Origin of the sequence: Photobacterium sp. Ph5 (genome assembly GCF_022129445.1) — a bacterium.
Taxonomy (GTDB): Bacteria; Pseudomonadota; Gammaproteobacteria; order Enterobacterales; family Vibrionaceae; genus Photobacterium.
On record NZ_JADQAQ010000018.1, the window covers coordinates 58,304 to 76,269 of the forward strand.

General features: G+C 39.1%; 16 protein-coding genes and 1 pseudogene. 9 read left to right on the plus strand and 8 right to left on the minus strand.

Going from position 1 to position 17,966, the window contains the following annotated elements; translation table 11 throughout:
* Positions 1 to 49: 49 nt before the first annotated feature.
* The 3 genes from I3259_RS09165 (at position 50) to I3259_RS09175 (ending at position 2,062) form a co-directional block, all read left to right on the plus strand.
* A complete protein-coding gene (locus I3259_RS09165; RefSeq protein ID WP_238029341.1) occupies positions 50 to 472 on the plus strand; it encodes a DUF3859 domain-containing protein in 423 nt (140 codons plus the stop codon).
* 129 nt (positions 473 to 601) lie between these two features.
* Positions 602 to 1,426: a phosphate ABC transporter substrate-binding protein gene (locus tag I3259_RS09170; RefSeq protein ID WP_238029342.1), complete on the plus strand. Its 825-nt coding sequence runs from the start codon at positions 602 to 604 to the stop codon at positions 1,424 to 1,426.
* Positions 1,427 to 1,681: 255 nt separating this feature from the next.
* Entirely contained in the window at positions 1,682 to 2,062 is a 381-nt protein-coding gene (locus tag I3259_RS09175) for a PH domain-containing protein (protein ID WP_105062074.1), read from the plus strand.
* Positions 2,063 to 2,119: 57 nt separating this feature from the next.
* Here I3259_RS09175 and I3259_RS09180 read toward each other — a convergent pair whose 3' ends face one another.
* Both I3259_RS09180 and I3259_RS09185 read right to left on the minus strand, forming a co-directional pair.
* Entirely contained in the window at positions 2,120 to 3,301 is a 1,182-nt protein-coding gene (locus I3259_RS09180; RefSeq protein WP_238029343.1) for an amino acid aminotransferase, read from the minus strand.
* A 145-nt stretch (positions 3,302 to 3,446) separates the two neighbouring features.
* Entirely contained in the window at positions 3,447 to 4,142 is a 696-nt protein-coding gene (locus tag I3259_RS09185; protein ID WP_238029344.1) for an FCD domain-containing protein, read from the minus strand.
* A 553-nt stretch (positions 4,143 to 4,695) separates the two neighbouring features.
* Between I3259_RS09185 and tyrS the strand changes: the two genes are divergently transcribed.
* The 3 genes from tyrS (at position 4,696) to I3259_RS09200 (ending at position 7,665) form a co-directional block, all read left to right on the plus strand.
* Complete coding sequence (gene tyrS, locus I3259_RS09190) at positions 4,696 to 5,970, plus strand: tyrosine--tRNA ligase (RefSeq protein WP_275949786.1); 1,275 nt, start codon at positions 4,696 to 4,698, stop codon at positions 5,968 to 5,970.
* A gap of 272 nt (positions 5,971 to 6,242) precedes the next feature.
* On the plus strand, positions 6,243 to 7,352 hold the full coding sequence (locus I3259_RS09195) for a M20/M25/M40 family metallo-hydrolase (RefSeq protein WP_238029345.1): 1,110 nt from the start codon (positions 6,243 to 6,245) through the stop codon (positions 7,350 to 7,352).
* A gap of 148 nt (positions 7,353 to 7,500) precedes the next feature.
* Positions 7,501 to 7,665 (plus strand): hypothetical protein, encoded by a 165-nt coding sequence (locus tag I3259_RS09200; protein ID WP_238029346.1) that lies wholly within the window; start codon positions 7,501 to 7,503, stop codon positions 7,663 to 7,665.
* A gap of 56 nt (positions 7,666 to 7,721) precedes the next feature.
* Here I3259_RS09200 and gcvT read toward each other — a convergent pair whose 3' ends face one another.
* Positions 7,722 to 8,840, minus strand: coding sequence for a glycine cleavage system aminomethyltransferase GcvT (gene gcvT / locus I3259_RS09205; protein ID WP_238029347.1), 1,119 nt, complete (start codon positions 8,838 to 8,840; stop codon positions 7,722 to 7,724).
* Positions 8,841 to 8,925: 85 nt separating this feature from the next.
* Positions 8,926 to 9,552 (minus strand): XRE family transcriptional regulator, encoded by a 627-nt coding sequence (locus I3259_RS09210; protein WP_238029348.1) that lies wholly within the window; start codon positions 9,550 to 9,552, stop codon positions 8,926 to 8,928.
* A 350-nt stretch (positions 9,553 to 9,902) separates the two neighbouring features.
* Here I3259_RS09210 and gcvH point away from each other — a divergent pair, with 350 nt between their 5' ends.
* Both gcvH and gcvP read left to right on the plus strand, forming a co-directional pair.
* Positions 9,903 to 10,283 carry a glycine cleavage system protein GcvH gene (gene gcvH, locus I3259_RS09215; RefSeq protein WP_238029349.1) on the plus strand — a complete coding sequence of 127 codons (381 nt, stop codon included), beginning with the start codon at positions 9,903 to 9,905 and terminating at the stop codon, positions 10,281 to 10,283.
* 120 nt (positions 10,284 to 10,403) lie between these two features.
* The gene (gcvP, locus tag I3259_RS09220) at positions 10,404 to 13,283 is read left to right on the plus strand and encodes an aminomethyl-transferring glycine dehydrogenase (protein WP_238029350.1); all 2,880 of its coding nucleotides are present in this window, start codon (positions 10,404 to 10,406) and stop codon (positions 13,281 to 13,283) included.
* A 319-nt stretch (positions 13,284 to 13,602) separates the two neighbouring features.
* Here gcvP and I3259_RS09225 read toward each other — a convergent pair whose 3' ends face one another.
* Both I3259_RS09225 and I3259_RS09230 read right to left on the minus strand, forming a co-directional pair.
* Positions 13,603 to 13,920: an antibiotic biosynthesis monooxygenase gene (locus I3259_RS09225; protein ID WP_238029351.1), complete on the minus strand. Its 318-nt coding sequence runs from the start codon at positions 13,918 to 13,920 to the stop codon at positions 13,603 to 13,605.
* A 116-nt stretch (positions 13,921 to 14,036) separates the two neighbouring features.
* The gene (locus I3259_RS09230; protein WP_238029352.1) at positions 14,037 to 14,693 is read right to left on the minus strand and encodes a hypothetical protein; all 657 of its coding nucleotides are present in this window, start codon (positions 14,691 to 14,693) and stop codon (positions 14,037 to 14,039) included.
* A gap of 399 nt (positions 14,694 to 15,092) precedes the next feature.
* On the opposite strand from I3259_RS09230, the gene I3259_RS09235 reads away from it, so the two are divergent.
* Positions 15,093 to 15,431, plus strand: coding sequence for a cytosolic protein (locus tag I3259_RS09235; RefSeq protein ID WP_238029353.1), 339 nt, complete (start codon positions 15,093 to 15,095; stop codon positions 15,429 to 15,431).
* A 189-nt stretch (positions 15,432 to 15,620) separates the two neighbouring features.
* Here I3259_RS09235 and I3259_RS09240 read toward each other — a convergent pair whose 3' ends face one another.
* Together I3259_RS09240 and I3259_RS09245 are read right to left on the minus strand one after the other, a co-directional pair.
* The gene (locus I3259_RS09240) at positions 15,621 to 17,330 is read right to left on the minus strand and encodes a L,D-transpeptidase family protein (protein ID WP_238029354.1); all 1,710 of its coding nucleotides are present in this window, start codon (positions 17,328 to 17,330) and stop codon (positions 15,621 to 15,623) included.
* A 517-nt stretch (positions 17,331 to 17,847) separates the two neighbouring features.
* Positions 17,848 to 17,966, minus strand: a pseudogene (locus I3259_RS09245) (IS1595 family transposase); the annotation flags it as partial.

Below are 17,966 nucleotides of genomic sequence, written 5' to 3' on the forward strand. Positions count from 1 at the left end.
TTTTTTGATTATCTCATCCGTACCGTTCACCAATCGAGATCCACAATCAATGGCAAAAAATAAACCTGTTGTACACCTACACTCATACGGCATTTTCACCACTTGGGATGCAGAATCGAAAAAGCTTCCTAAGATCAAAGAGTTTACCTTAGACATTCCTGCTGAAATTGATATTGAATTTGGTTTTACCGTTAATATTAAGAAAGCCAAAGGTGAAAAGGTTCGTTACTGCATTTACCACCCCAACATCACTAATGAAGACGGTGAAGTCTTAGAACCATTCGATGGTTATGTTTATGTTCGTAATAATGATTGGGATTTTTACCTTGGCGATACAATTTGGGCTCCCGTCAGTAATAAAGTTGGCCCATGGCGTATGACATTAGAAATGAATAACAGCATAATTGCGGATAAAACCTTCAATGTTTTCAACCATGATGAAGGGCAATTCTGGAAACGTCGCGGATGTTAACCATTTTTGAAAGAATCACGTTTCATTATTGGAATCTAACCTTACTTCCTAATACTCTTTTTTGAAACAAACTTGTCACATAGTCACTTTAACTTAGTCAGCAAATAACTAAGCCCCTAAAGGATACACATGACTAAGTCACTTCTTGCACTTTCATTAATTTTAAGTTCTGCGGCAGTATCTACATCGGCTATGGCTGCAGAACACATCGCCGTATCAGGTTCTACTTCTGTTACAGAGGTAATGGAAGTGTTAGGTGAAACCTACCATAAGAGCCACCCTGACGTATTTATTGACATCAACGGTACGGGTTCAACTGCAGGCATTAAGTCTTCAATCGAAGGTGTAAATGATCTAGGTATGGCTTCACGTAACCTATCAGCAGAAGAGAAAAAAGCAGGATTGGTTGAAACTGAAATTGCTCGTGACGGTATTGCTGTTGTTGTTAACCCAAAAAACCCAATTAACAGCCTAACAAAATCGCAAATCGAACAATTATTCAAAGGTGATGTTACACAATGGTCTCAAGTCGGTGGTAACAGTGATCCTGTAGTTGTAACCACACGTGAAAATGGCTCTGGTACTCGAGGTGCGTTTGAAGAGTTAATGGAACTGACTACAAAAATTAACGGCGTAAAAGTGTCAACTATCAGCCAACGTGCACAAGTTGCGAGTGGTAATGGTATTGAAAAAACAGTCGTTGCTAATAACAAAGATGCGATAGGCTTTGTATCATTAGGTTCTATTGATAACTCGTTAAAAGCAGTTGAGGTAGACGGCCACAAAGCCTCTGTTGCCGATGTACTGAACAAGACATACCCACTTTCACGTCCTTTCTTGGTACTAAACCAACCGGGTAAACTAAAACCTGCGGCTAAAGAGTTCCTAGATTGGATCATGTCGCCAGAAGGGCAAAAAATCATTAAAGATAAAGGCTATATCGCAATGTCTTAATATATCAAAAAATCCACACTCCTTCTGTGGTAATGAATGAACTTTCCTCCCAGAGTACAACAGTACTCTGGGGTGAAATGTCCTTTCCTGCTGTATTTACGTCCTTATCTTTTCCTATTCTTATCCACTTTTAACGAAAAGCTTACCCAAACTTTGTCATCTTTCTGCTAGTGTAAAAAACACAATTCGATTAAAATCGAAATCAGTATATCGATAAATTAATGATTTAGTTATCAAGGATAAAAGGAAGAACAAATGGGTCTTTTTAATGCACTGTTAGGCAACGCTGGTGAAATGAGTATCGCTGACGCGACTGAGGAGCTATCAACCATCCTTGGTCCAAACGAAAATATTGAACTCGCATACAAACTTGTTCGCGATATGATCATTTTAACGGACTACCGCCTGATCCTTATTGATAAACAAGGTATTACAGGTAAAAAAGTAGAGTACCGCTCTATCGCTTACAAATCGATCACCATGTATGCTGTAGAAACAAAAGGCCACTTCGATTTAGATGCCGAATTAAAATTATGGATTTCTGGTCAACATGAACCAATGACTCTAGAGTTCAATGGCAAAACCAACGTCTACGCAATGCAAGGTTTACTCGCAGCAAAAGTTGCAGGTAAATAACAGAATGTAAGTAATAAAGCCTGCGCTAATAAAAATAGATGCAGGCTTTATTATTAATTATCGTGACACACTAACTAAAGCATCTGCCAAGTGCTCGATATGCTTCTCTTGTAAGCCGGCAATATTAATTCGTCCATCTCCTACCGCATAAATACCATATTGCTCACGTAGCGTTAAAATTTGCTCAGGCGTTAAACCTGTTACAGAGAACATACCTTTATGCTGCTCAATAAAATCAAACTGCTCACTACCACGTTGACGTATAGCTTGTGTTAGCCTTTGGCGTAACGTCAATATACGGCTATGCATGGCATCTAATTCATCTTTCCAGATATTTGTCAGTTTCTGATCATTTAAAATATCAGCAACTAATGCTGCGCCATGATCTGGTGGCATGGTATAACTTGAACGCGCTAAAGTAAGAATACGTCCTTTCGCTTTTTGTGCTTCTTGCTGACTATTACTAATAATAATCGCAGCACCCGTTCGTTCACGGTATAAACCAAAATTCTTTGAACATGAAGTCGCGACAACCATCTCTTCTGTATTGTCAGCCATATACTTAAGGCCAGCGACATCTTGTTCTAAGCCATCGCCAAAACCAAGGTATGCCATATCAACAAACGGCATAAAACCATTTTTGTTTGCTAATGCCGTAATCGCTTGCCAATCGGAAAATGTAATATCAGCACCTGTAGGGTTATGACAACAACCATGTAATAACACAACATCTTTAGGGCCTGCTTTAGCAAGTTCGTTGAGCATTGCCTCACTATTTACTTGCTTAGTTTCAGGATCAAAATATGGGTAGAACTTCACCTTTAAACCTGCCGCTTCCATCACAGGTTTATGATTAACATAGCTAGGATTGGTTAACCAAACGGTTGTATCAGGTTGCGCAACTTGAATAAGATCAGCAAGCATACGTAACGCACCGCTTGCCCCTGGTGTTTGCACCGCTGCTGCGCGAGAATGTGCCGATGTGCCTGAAAGTAAAAGTTCCATCATCGACTGATTGAATACTTCGCTACCCGCTAACCCCACGTATGATTTTGTTGTTTGTGTTTTAATTAATCGTTGCTCAGCAAGTTGAATTGCTTGCATGATCGGTGTTTCACCAAGGCTATTGCGGTAAACACCGATACCTAAATCTATTTTGTTGTCACGCGGATCTTCTCGATATGCAATCGATAGTGAGAGAATAGGATCCAATTGGGCTGGAGAGAGCGATTTAAACATCAAATTAATTCCATTTATATAACAATGAAATTAAGTTATCACTTCATTTAATTAACGTCATTAGAAAAGCGATAAAACCACACGGTTTATTTAATAAAACAGCAATAAAAAGCACCCCCTCTTTTATCAAGAAGCGGTGCTTTTCCTAGTAACGTAAACTTCCAGATACAGCAGTCAATGACGTAGCTTGCTCAATACTTGTGTATAAGCGTTCAGCATGTGCATATAACAGCTGACTCGCCAAGTCTGCATCTCGTTTTAATACAGCTTGCATAACAGCTTCATGCTCACCATGATCATGATACCTATCTTGAGGGGCAATATTTACACCCAACAAAAAATGACGATAGCGCTCTTGTTGGTCATAGATATGAGAAAGTATATCTAATAAAAACTCAGAACTTTTGCACTGGACCAATGCTAAATGAAAAGCTTTATGTCGCCTATCCCACTCCGACGCATCAAAGTCATCAGCATCAGGGTTTAAACGGTTAAGTTTGTGAAAAGCAGTCAGAATATTCAACTCCCACTGTTCATCACCTGTTGAAATAGCTTCTTTTAATGCTAAGCGACCAATTGCAAACCGGCTTTGAATAATATGTTTTAGCTCATCTAGCGATACATCGGCAACCCAAAACCCTTTTTGTGGCTTCATTACAAGGTATTTCTGCCATGCCAGCTGTACCATTGCTTCACGTAATGGTGAACCTCCAACGCTATAGCGTGACTTTAAGTCATTAAGAATTAATTTCTCACCCGGTAGATAAGTTCCGTTAAGAATATCATTTTTAATAACAGAAATAAGACGATCACTGATCGTTGTAAACTCTTCTTTTTCCATTAAAACTTGTATTACCCATGTAAGCTGACGAGAGAATTATTGTTATTAGTTATGCAACACATTTGCACCTAATAGCAGCGAACATCTTAGATCGTGCTATAAGTTGAGCTAAAATTTAAATTTACAGTATCAAAAATAAAAGTAAATCTGTTCCTAAGCATATTACGCTATATATGCAATTAAATACATTTATATAGCCATTAGCGATGCTTAATTCCTTCATTATTTAATTCAAAATAAAAAACAGTTAATTTATTTATTCCAAACGGCACCAAATGTTAATAGTTAGCACATTTAACGATACACATTTGTGCTGAAAATGTATAATTATTCAAGTAATTACAAGCCTGATGAATAAATTTTTATAACGAAAGTATAGAAAAAATTTACTTTATCTATACACTGAGAAACCAAATTTATTTTTTATTCATCACTGTCGCATTTAAGTGATGAAATTGTATTCTAAGCCCCATAAAGTATAGAACGTTTATTCAATATTAAGCGTCTATTTCTAAATTATTTGGCTTTATTTTATATTAAGATTGGAGACAACATGGATCATTTGAATTTAATTCAAGAGCTAAAAGATCGCGGCCTAATTGCTCAAATTACCGACGAAGAAGCATTATCTGAACGTTTAGCTAAAGGTCCTATCACACTTTATTGTGGCTTCGATCCAACAGCAGATAGCCTGCACTTAGGTCACCTTGTACCTCTTCTTTGCCTTAAGCGTTTCCAACAAGCAGGCCATAACCCTGTCGCACTTGTTGGTGGTGCAACGGGTATGATTGGTGATCCAAGCTTTAAAGCAACAGAGCGATCACTTAATACGCTTGATACTGTTGCGAGTTGGGTAGATAAAATCCAACGCCAAGTGTCTCCATTCCTCGATTTCGATAATCAAACCAACCCTGCACGTATGGTGAACAACTATAACTGGTTTGGTAATATGGACGTACTGACTTTTCTTCGTGATATCGGTAAGCACTTCTCTGTAAACTCAATGATCAGCAAAGAGTCAGTGAAGCAACGTATTAACCGTGATGAAGTTGGTATCTCATTTACTGAATTCGCTTATAGCCTGCTACAATCCTACGACTTTGCAAGCATGAACAAAGAAATGGGCATGGAGTTGCAAATTGGTGGTTCTGATCAATGGGGTAACATTACTGCTGGGATCGACTTAACTCGTCGCATGAACCAACAACAAGTATTTGGTATGACAGTGCCACTGATTACTAAATCAGACGGTACTAAATTTGGTAAAACTGAAGGTGGTGCAGTCTGGCTGGATCCTTCAAAAACAAGCCCATACAAGTTTTTCCAATTCTGGATGAACACTGCCGATGCTGATGTTTACCGTTTCCTACGCTTCTTCACATTCCTTTCCGAAGAAGAAATTCAGCAAATCGAAGAAAACGATCGTAACAGTGGTAAAGCACCAGAAGCACAACGTATTCTTGCTGAAGAAGCAACACGTTTAGTACACGGTCAAGCACAATTAGAAGCAGCACAAAACATCACTCGCTGCCTATTTGAAAACGATCTTGCAAACCTATCTGAGTCTGATTTTGAACAGTTAGCGCAAGATGGTATGCCAAGTGCTGAAGTTGAAAATGGCGATGATTTGCAACAAGTTCTTGTTAAATCTGGCCTTGCAAGTTCTCGTGGTCAAGCAAAAACACACATCACTTCAAATGCAATCATGGTTAATGGCGAAAAAGTAAGCGAACCATTCTATGCATGTACAGACGCTGACAAATTATTTGGTCGTTACACTTTGATCCGTCGTGGTAAAAAGAACTACAGCCTAATCGTTTGGGGCTAATAAGTATTAAGTTAGCTGATATCATCAGCTAACTTATCGTTTTATGCCAAATAAGAATCATATAGCTTCACATTCTGTTCGGTTCGCTCCCGCATTTATGTGAAACTATGTCTTATTTGGCATTTTCATTTTCTATAACCCAGTTCAAACTTCTTTCATTTCACTTACTTTCCTCTTTTTTATCTCTACTTTTATTGATTTCACCCCTCATCCTCTCGCTATTATTACGATTAGAGTACTGTGTATTCCCCTATTTAATGGTTAGAAGTAATATGACAACGATTAATCAAGAACGCCTTATTTCTCATTTTATTGATCTCATCAAAATCGATAGCGAGTCAAAAAATGAAAAAGCCATTTCAGAAGCGTTAGCAGAACAACTCGGACAGTTAGGTTTCAATGTTTCAAAGTTACCCGTCCCTGAAAACATTTCTAATGGTTGTAACCTTTACGCAAAACTTGATGGCGATATTGACGAAAGTATTGTTTTAAGCTGTCACATGGATACCGTCACCCCAGGTAACAATATCGAACCTATTATTGAAGATGGAGTGATCCGCTCTAAAGGTGACACCATTTTAGGTGGCGATGATAAATCAGGTATTGCAGCCATCATGGAAGCGGTACGTACCATCAAAGAAAACAATAAAGCGCATAAAACGATTGAGCTCGCTTTTACTGTTCATGAAGAAGGTGGTTTACAAGGCTCTAAACACTTTGATATGTCCTATATCACAGCAGATAAAGCAATTGTTTTGGACTCTGGCGGTGCAATTGGCGCTATTGTAACGAGTGCGCCAGGCCAACAGAGCTTAAAAGTTACGATTAAAGGTAAACCAGCACACGCAGGTCTTGCACCTGAAGACGGTATCAGCGCACTAACTGTCGCATCTGATGCTGTAATGAATATGAAGTTAGCACGCATTGATCACGAAACAACCGCCAACATTGGTATTGTTTCAGGAGGTCAAGCAACAAACATCGTAATGCCTGAATTGTATCTTGCCGCTGAAGCGCGTTCTCTTAACGATGATAAGCTTGCTGCGCAAGTTCAGCATATGGTTGATGTATTCAACACAATAGCAGAAAAACATAAAGCGAAAATTGATATTCAATCTACACGCTCTTATAACGCTTACTCTATTGCTGATAATGATCCGCATGTTATTGATATAATGTCTAGTTTTACAGAGATGGGTTTAACACCGTTTACCAAATCGACTGGCGGTGGTAGTGATGCCAATATCTTTAATGAGAAAGGATTAAAAACAGTTAATCTATCAACAGGTATGAGTAAAGTTCACACCACAGAAGAGTTTATTACTGTAGAGGATATGACCAATATTACTGAGTTTTTATTCACATACTTAACTCGAAAATAATACTGTGATATTCAATACATTAGTCTCTGTCTATCATTAGCAGAGACTATTTACTTCCCGAACAACATAATAACCATACTTATTCAGAGTTTATTCATATTCACTGTGTATGATGCAAGAATAATCATAGTGTAACGGAAAATAAACCATGAAACAGACAATGAACAATGCCATCGACAAAGACATTTTTATTACCACACTCAATGAATGTTACCGTCGACTTAATGATGCAAATCTAACAGTAAAAGATCTATCAAAAGAAGGCTTCACCTTGCTCTTTAAATCTGCATACAAAACAGTCAATACCAAATAAAAGCAGGCTTACACCTCGTAAATCGCCTGCTGTTAAAGAGTAATATTTTGAAGCAATTAGCCGCGATAATAACGTTGAGGTACAAACGGCATTTTCTCAATTGTCATCGGTAACTTCTTACCACGTACTTCAGCGTAAATAGTTTCACCAAGCTGATTTGACATCGTGTGAATATACCCCATTGCGACTGGAATACCTTTTGTTGGGCCAAATGTTCCACTCGTTACCATACCAATTTCATTGTCTTCAGCATCAAACAACTTAGTCCCTTCTCGCACAGGCGCTTTTGATTGCCCCACTAAACCAACACGTTTTCTTGAAACCTGTTTAGTTTGTAATTGCTCTAAAATAATATCAGCGCCGGGAAAACCACCTTCACGCTCACCTCCAGCACGACGACTTGGCGTAATTGCCCACATTAAGCTTGCTTCAAATGGCGTAGTCGTAGGATCTAGATCGTGCCCATACAAACATAAGCCGCACTCTAAACGTAATGAATCTCTCGCTCCAAGACCAATCCATTCCACTTCATTAAACGCTAGTAACGCGCGTGCTAATTCTTCAGCTTTATCATTAGGTACTGAGATTTCATAACCATCTTCACCCGTATACCCTGAACGGCTAACGTAACATTCAACGCCCAATAACGTCACTTTAGCCGCATCCATAAACACCATATCACTAACCGAAGGGTTTAATTCAGCGAGTACCAAAGCAGCTTTAGGACCTTGTAAGGCAAGTAACGCGCGATCTTCAATCACTTCTAATTCAACGCCATCTTTTAAATGGGCTTTTAAATGGGCAACATCTTGTTCTTTACAGGCCGCATTCACGACAAGGAAAAGATGATCACCAAAATTTGTCACCATTAGATCATCTTCAATACCGCCATTTTCATTGGTAAATACGGCATAACGCTGTTTACCTTCAGGTAAATCAACAATATCAACAGGTACTAACGTTTCTAATAATGCCGCGGCATGTTGCCCTTTTAAGCGTACTTGCCCCATGTGTGATACATCGAACAACCCAGCAGAATCACGACAATGTATATGCTCTTTTTTTACTCCTAAGCCATATTGCACAGGCATATCATATCCAGCAAATGGGACCATTTTTGCCCCCATTTCAATGTGTAACCCATGTAATGGGGTCTGCTTAAGTTGTTGAGACATAGTTGCACTCCGTTATCTAAGTTGGTGTCCATATAGATGGTGACGTAATTGTAAAACTGGTTGATGCTATAAATTACTAAAAATATTAAGAAGCGGTAACCCAAAGAATTAACGCATCCTCTTCACTAACAGATGTCAGCATGTGACCCATTGTCGCGTCGTAATAAGCTGAATCCCCTTCGACTAAATGAATCGGCTCATAAAATTCAGAGAAAAAAGTGATTTCGCCTTTTAATACCAGCAAAAACTCCTCACCGTCATGGCGGATCCACTCGCTATAATCATCAAAAGATCGTGCGCGCACGCGTGATTTAAACGGCATCATCTTTTTATTAGTTAATTGTGTAGCAAGCAGTTCATGTTCATAAGTAGAAGTAGGATGAGGACGCCCTTCACCGCATCGTGTGATATCACGTCGACCCGATGCAGTGATAGTTTTCGGTGGTTCAAAAAGTTGGGGAATGTCGATAGCCAAACCTGTGGCAAGTTTCTGCATTGCTTGAAACGTGGGTGATATTTGCTCATTTTCAATCTTCGATAAGGTTGAACGTGCAAGCCCCGTGCGTTTACTCGCTTCTTCAAGGGTTAAACCTAAAGAAACACGAATATCTTTTAGTCTCTCACCTAACTTTAAAGGCGCAATATGCTCTGCTGCTTGATCTTTCGCGACCCGCATCGATGGATAAACATCGTGGATATATTCCTCTGTCATATCACTTCCTTCTTCAACTTAATCCCCACCACTCTAGACGTTCATCATAGTTTCTTATAGGAAACTTAATAAAACTTACATCACAAAGTCATTATCTTTTTAAAAAAATGTTACTTATGAGGCATACATTATCGTTAAATCCATTTATAAATAGGTAATATTACGGATTTATTGATGAAAACCAGCACTTATTAACTAAATTTAAACGTAGTATAACCATATTGGAAACAAATCAACATGACAAATAGCAAACGTTTGCGTAGAATCGCACAATAGATCTTGAAAACGTGTTCCACTATAAGAAACTTTTATCAAATAACCATATAACCGGTGGGTTAAGGAGTACAAACATGGAATCAACATTAAAGTTTACCAGTAGCCACGAATGGATCCGTGATAACGGTGATGGAACAGTGACGGTTGGTATTTCTGATCATGCGCAGGGTTTATTAGGCGATGTGGTATTTGTTGATTTACCTGAAGTGGGCGATACAACAGATGCTGGTGATGCCTTCTCTTTAGTGGAATCAGTAAAAGCCGCTTCCGACATCTACGCCCCTATCACAGGTGAAGTTGTTGCGATTAATGAAGATTTAGAAGACAGCCCTGAACTGGTGAATGAAGAACCTTATGACGGCGGCTGGATTGCAACCATCAAGCTTAGCGATACTGATGAATTGGCAACATTAATTGATGCTGAAACCTATCTTGCTTCAATTGAAGAAGACTAAATTATAAAGACAGAGATCGAGTACAACACTCGATCTCTGTTGCTTTGCCATTTACAGCATTACCGATGAATATCCCTAAAGCCAGACAATGGTAATTAGGACAACGTTCAGGAAAGAACCATGACCAATACTACTTTTCTTCAAGCTCTCAGTGACGATAACGATTTTTCACATCGCCATAATGGCCCTAATGCACTCGAACAACAGCGAATGTTAGAAACTATACGTGTCGGTAGTATTGACCAGCTTATAGCGCAAACCGTTCCCGCTTCTATTCGTTTAACAGAGCCGATGACATTACCAGCGGCACAAAGTGAAGCGGCAATGCTGGCTGAGCTTAAACAAATCGCTGGCAAAAATATCATTAATAAAAGTTATATTGGTCAGGGTTATTACAACACGTTCACCCCAAATGTTATTCTTCGTAATGTATTAGAAAACCCTGGTTGGTATACCGCTTATACCCCATACCAACCAGAAATCTCTCAAGGCCGTTTAGAATCTCTGCTTAACTACCAGCAAATGATCATGGATCTAACCGCCATGGAGCTGGCTAATGCATCACTGCTTGATGAAGCCACTGCCGCAGCAGAAGCCATGACGCTATGTAAGCGCGCGGGGAAAAACAAAAGCAATGCGTTTTTCATTTCAACCGATCTTCACCCTCAAACCATTGATGTTGTCACTACACGTGCAAAATACGTTGGCTTTGAAATCATTACAGGCAGTGCAGAAGATCTCGCGAAACACGATGTATTCGGAGCTTTACTGCAATACCCTGCCAGCAACGGCGAATTACAAGATCTTACTGATATCATTGACGCGGCACATGATAAGAAAACATTAGTGGCGGTGGCATCTGATCTACTAGCATTGACTGTACTAAAAGCACCGGGTGAAATGGGCGCAGATGTGGTTATTGGTAGTGCGCAACGCTTTGGTGTACCTATGGGCTTTGGTGGTCCACATGCTGGCTTTATGGCAACCAAAGATAAACACAAGCGTACTATGCCGGGTCGTGTAATTGGTGTATCTAAAGATGCCAAAGGCAATCAAGCACTACGCATGGCAATGCAAACCCGTGAACAACACATCCGCCGTGAAAAAGCGACATCTAACATTTGTACAGCGCAAGCACTGCTTGCCAACATGGCAGCGTTTTATGCCCTGTACCATGGTCCTGAAGGCTTAAAGAAAATTGGTCGTCGCGTTCACCACTTTACAGCCGTGTTAGCTGCTGGTTTACGCAATAATGGTTTTGAACTAGAAAACCAACACTTCTTCGATACGCTAACAATCAAAACAGGCAATAAAACCAACGCGTTATATCAAAAAGCACTTGATGCAGGTATTAACCTTCGTAAATACAGCGATAAGTTGGCTGTCAGTATTGATGAAACCACCCTTGCTGAAGATATCGAGCAGCTACTTGGCTTATTTACCAATCAAGATCTTAAAGTGTCGATGTTCAGTGATGACATTGCCGCGGATGAGTTCGCAGCTATTCCACCAGCGTGTCGACGAAGCAGTGCCTACCTAACCCATTCAGTGTTTAACCGCTACCATAGCGAAACACAAATGATGCGTTACATGAAGCAGCTAGAAAACAAAGACTACTCATTAACTCACGGCATGATCCCATTGGGTAGCTGTACCATGAAGCTAAATGCAGTAGCAGAAATGATCCCAGTCACTTGGCCTGAGTTTGGACAACTGCACCCATTTGCGCCACAAGCACAAACATTAGGCTATCAAGAATTAGCTAAAAACCTATCTGAAATGCTGTGCTCAATCACAGGTTATGATGCGTTCTCTCTACAACCAAACTCTGGTGCACAAGGTGAATATGCTGGCCTAATCGCTATTCAGCGTTACCATGAAGCCAATGGCGATAGCCACCGTAATGTTTGTTTGATCCCAAGCTCAGCACACGGTACTAACCCAGCGTCTGCGGCAATGGTTTCTATGAAAGTAGTAGTGGTTGGCTGTGATGAGTTAGGTAATATCGATATTGATGATCTAAAAGCCAAAATCGAAAAACACCGTGATGCGCTGTCATGTATCATGATCACCTACCCGTCTACCCATGGCGTGTATGAAGAAGCAGTACAAGAAGTGTGTGATCTTGTCCATGACGCTGGCGGTCAGGTTTACCTTGATGGTGCTAACATGAACGCGCAAGTAGGTTTAACTAGCCCAGGCTTTATTGGTTCAGATGTTTCTCACTTAAACCTACACAAAACCTTCTGTATTCCTCACGGTGGCGGCGGCCCAGGTATGGGACCTATTGGTGTTAAATCGCACCTAACACCGTTTTTACCAGGACATGTTGAAGATACAAATAGCGATGAACTGCAATATGCCGTGTCTGCGGCAGCATTAGGTTCAGCGTCTATTTTACCTATCTCTTACGCTTACATTGCAATGATGGGAGAACAAGGTTTAACCCAAGCCACTGAACTTGCCATCTTAAATGCAAACTACGTGATGGAACGCCTTCGCCCACACTACCCTGTTTTATACCGTGGTACTGAAGGTCGTATTGCACACGAATGTATTATTGATTTACGCCCGATCAAAGATGCCTCTGGTATTTCAGAAGAAGATATCGCAAAACGATTAATGGATTATGGCTTCCATGCACCAACTATGTCGTTCCCTGTTGCTGGCACATTAATGATTGAGCCAACTGAATCTGAAGACATTGCAGAACTTGATCGCTTCTGTGACGCGATGATTGCGATTAAAGAAGAAATCAACCTTGTTCAATCTGGCGAGTGGCTATTAGACGATAATCCACTGGTTAACGCACCGCACAGCCAAGTCGATATGATGGAATCAGAGTGGAACCACGCTTATAGCCGTGAAGTCGCTTGTTTCCCATCAGCACACACCAAAGCAACGAAATACTGGCCGAGTGTTAACCGTGTTGATAACGTATTTGGCGACCGAAACCTTGTATGTTCTTGCCCGAGTATTGAGAACTATATAGAAGACTAAAGTCTGTTAAGGATAACAAATTACGTTTGTTATCTTATTAGCCAAATCAAAAAGCGAACCTACAAGGTTCGCTTTTTTTTTGAGCAAGCTAAAAACAACTAATGCATTAAAGATAAATCAGTACCGACAGAATCGCTTGGTGATCACATAAAGGGGCATTTCTGAGCTAGCCAGTTATTGGACACAAACTGCTTAGATTATTAGCTCTATTTCGGCTAGCAGGTATTAGAAATATTAAAGTGACACCGTTTTAAGAGGCAAAAATAATGAATGCAGTGAACAAAAGCCAACTGTTTTTTGTCCATTTATTAGCACCTTTTTATATGCCATAGTCACGTTCTACTTTTGAAATACGAACCTTAAATGACTCGTACCATAACTTACGACCGGTTTTTTGAGCCTCTCGATGCTCAGTATTAGCTTTCCAGTTTTTAATAGACTCCAAATCAGTCCAGTAAGAAACTGTAATACCTACATCTTCTCTTGCTGATTCTGCACCTAAATACCCTGGTTGCTGTTCAGCAAGCTCAATCATCCTATTTGCAGCTTCTCCATATCCATTATCGCCCGCAGTACGAACTGAAGTAAAAATAACAGCATAATAAGGTGGTTTTGGGGTATTAGCTAAAATAGTCATCAAAAATCCTTGTCATATAACGACTGCTATAAACGGAGAAAACACACGGCAATACTTTGAGCGAAGTGAGAATGGCGTGTATTTGAAGTCCGATTTAATAGCTTTGTTATACATTTTTAGTATTGAGCCTTCCAAATTGGTACGTTCAGAAACTTACCCAGATATTTAGCGGAATCAGCTATATCTTTTCCTTTTCCATGATCCATTATATTAATTCGTTCGCCATCTTTAAAAACCAAATTCAGTTCATAGCTAGTATATGAACTTGACCGGCTTGACCTGCCATTACTTGAGTTTGATTGAATTCTCTCATTAATGAGTTGTATAGCATAAATATCTTTAACATAACCCTGTTTAAAACGGTCTTGTGAATTTAAATTATCAAACTCTTTTCCTATATAGTAAGAGCCATTAATTTTGTCTATAGTAAAATTTTTATCTCTTTTGAGCATTAGTATTCCTACACCACCAAACATTCCTCCCCATACAATCATAAAAAGACCTAAAACAATGTCACTGTTAAAGAGCAGAAAGTAAGGTCCCCCAATGACTAATGCCAAGATTCCTGGCACAGTGAACACTAGTGCAAAAACATATGCGCCGATTGTTTTCTTTATAATGATTTTTTCGTCGAATATTGTCATTTTTTGAGACTTAAAGTTGGAGCCACCTGGGTTTACAGGATTCCAACTTACCTTTGAAGCTACCGGATCATCTGTATCAGCAAGCTTAACCTTAAATTTATTAAGGTTTATTTCTTGTATTTCACTCATCCATAACATTCCTTGTTTTGCATAACAGTATATTAATAAGCATTCTTACTTTTGCGCAAAATATACTCATAAAATGTCTTTATCATACTCGATATAATATTTATATATTATGAAAGTGATAGCGCTTTTTTACATTTAATGCTTTGTGAGATAATGTATAAAGTAAGAAATGTATTTAATCTGTCTTATTAAAACGGAACTTAAGCGATAAAATCGCCACGTTTTAGGGCAATTATGAGTTAGCAAACACGCTAGCTTATTGTTAGGAAAAAGTGTTTCAAATAGACTTGGTGAATATCCGAAAATAGCTCAGAATTACCGTTTTTAGCAACGAAATCTCTACTACACTCTGCCACTGATAATGATAGAATCTGCACATCAGAATTACCGAGAAACTCTATGTTTATCCATCACGTTAACGACATCGACTGGCTGGTGATCACAGCTTTTGAAGAATTCAAAACTATGTTTATCGAAGAAGCCGGTAAGATACCCTATTGCTTCTCTACCACCAGCGAATTGAGCCTGATTGATCAAGCCAAGCGTACTTATGGATATTTGCCTTCACTCAGCGGTGTTATCACCGATACAGGTACGTTTCAAAGCAAAGATAACGAAGAAGGTTTGAGCCCACAACTTGCCTGCCTAGTTGAAGGGCGCGGTCGAGTGTTCATCTATCACGGTGGCTTTGTGGCTTTTGTAGATGACGAGCAAACCTTTATCACCCGAATAGACTAAAAATTACTCAGCAAGTACTAATCGAAAAATTGGCATCCCTACCCGTTCATCTGTAATTATTTCGTTTATTAATAGACAGCGTATAAATATTACCTGACTAAAGACAATAAAGGCTAAGTGTATTGCACTTAGCCTTTTTCATACGCTTAATAAGCGTTTTATTCTACGAAACTAAAACGTTATTTCGAATTAGCTACTTTGCCCATTCAATGCCAGTTTCATACGTTGATGAGTACGGTAATTTGGAATCGAAATAAATTGATTCTGAATCGGTTTAGCACGAGGGTTATCGTAACCGTATATATCAGGACGCATCGCTAACTGACCATTCGGTGTTATCCAAGCCGTTAAGTATGCTACATCAAGATCCACATGCTTATTTAAGCCAATCTCACGGTGCTTGTTGGTATTAATCATATCGTCGACAGAAGGCAAACTCGGCATGTTTTGATAAGACAAAATAATTTTTGCCATTTCACGTGGTTTTTGTACTCGCATACAACCAGAGCTTAAATCACGATGACGGCGATTAAACAATGGATACTCTGATTGCGATTCATCGTGCATATACACAGAAAACGAATCAGGCATTAAGAACGCTACACGCCCTAACGCATTTTCAGGACCAGGATCTTGACGAAACTCATGTGTAAATGTGTGCGGATTTACCGTTGCCCAATTAATTGAGCCGGTTGGCACAACAGAGCGATCACTCCAGCTGTTAATCACATCCATTCGATTATTCGCTAAGAAATTAGGATTGGCTTTAACCGATGGGATCGTATTCTGAACTTTAATGGTTTCAGGTACATACCAGTATGGGTTAATCACAACCGTATTAATGTATGACTGGAACAAATTGGTTGGACGTTTTGGCATACCATCGATAATTTTTGATTCAAATACTGGCTTTTGATTATCATATAGTGTCATTTTAAAATCGGGAATGTTCACAATGATTTGTGGACCATCCCCTTCCAATTTGGCAAAACGCTCACGTTGTAAATTTAATGCCGCAATACGAGCTAAACTTGAATAAGGTCGTGTTAATTGACTCACCACTTCAGGCCCCATAATACCGTCCATCTTCAAGCCATAATTACCTTCAAAGGCTTTAATTGCTTGGTTCATTACACCTGTATTGGTAATTTTTGCTTGAACCGTCATTTGCTGATATTGAGGCTGAGTTAAATACCCCAAATTCCAAAGCACTGTTGCAACTTTGTCACCATAAGGGATCTGCTCACCAATATTAATAACCTTATCAAAGTGAACGTTACTCGAATCCAGTGGGTTAGCTGGCAAGCTTAATAAATGGTTAATCACCCCCATTGTTGGAACAAACTGCGAAGAAGGAAGAAGAGAATTGATTTTTTGAACCGTTAATGGGAAATATTGCTGCGCCATTTTTAACGTCAAAGGCGTCAATTTTACTGGTTTTGAGTTATATAAAGGTCGAGGATCTTGCATTAACTGATGCACATAATCTACATACACCAAATACGTATCCGTTAATAACAAATCGAATCCACGCTCATCTCGCAATATCTCTAATTTCTTCAGCTCTTGTAAGCGCTGCTGCATACCGGGTAGTGTATTGGAATCAGCCAACGCTTGTAATTGCGGCATAATCGCATTGACAAGCGCAGGCTCTAACCAATATGGCATGAAGTTATTATCAGCATATAGCGCATCTAAAATATTATCGTTGCACACTTTTACTGTTGAATGCGGACACAAAGGTGCTGTGCTCTTTACTGCAACGCCATCTAAAACATGCCAATCTAGATCAGCCCTCGCCCCATTATCAGCTGCCAATGCAGTACCGCTTGTTAATATTGCAGAAACAGCGATTACAGAACCAATTAATGTACTTATTTTTTTTTGACTTAATTTCATCCAATATTCCTTAACTAAAACTAAGCAAGTTAATATTTACTTCCTTAGCATTTGAATCATTCATCATTAAAAGTGACAAAGATTTCAAAGTAACTAATATTGAGTAATTTATGCTAAAAAACGATAAGTGGAAATAACACTTTCGGAATATTAAATTTTGATCTGAACTTTGTTCAATTGCGATTGATGAAAAATTGATACAATAAAGATCATGACTTTTTTGTTTTGTTAAAAAACTATTTTGTTAAAGGTATAATGAAATATTATTAATAAACGGTGAGTAAATAAAACAAATAGAAATAAGTTGAACATTATTCGATAATTACATAGTAAAGCAACAAATACGTCGTCGAATATAGGTAAAAACCAGTCAATAACAAAAAGGAACTGGTTGTGATTTTTGTAGTCAAGCTGAATATCGTTTGTAAATCAATTAGCTAACAGTGTAAAATCAAAAAAATTACTATTGTTGAGGTTAAAATGGCATTCTCAGAGTTTGAACTAAAAAGATACCTGATTACCACCGAGACTCAGCCAGAGTTAATAATTTCTCTGGCATCGGTGGTGATTTTGCACCACAGTTAATCAGCGTATTGAATATATCTTCAACTCGAAACCGATAATTAAATCGAAAAC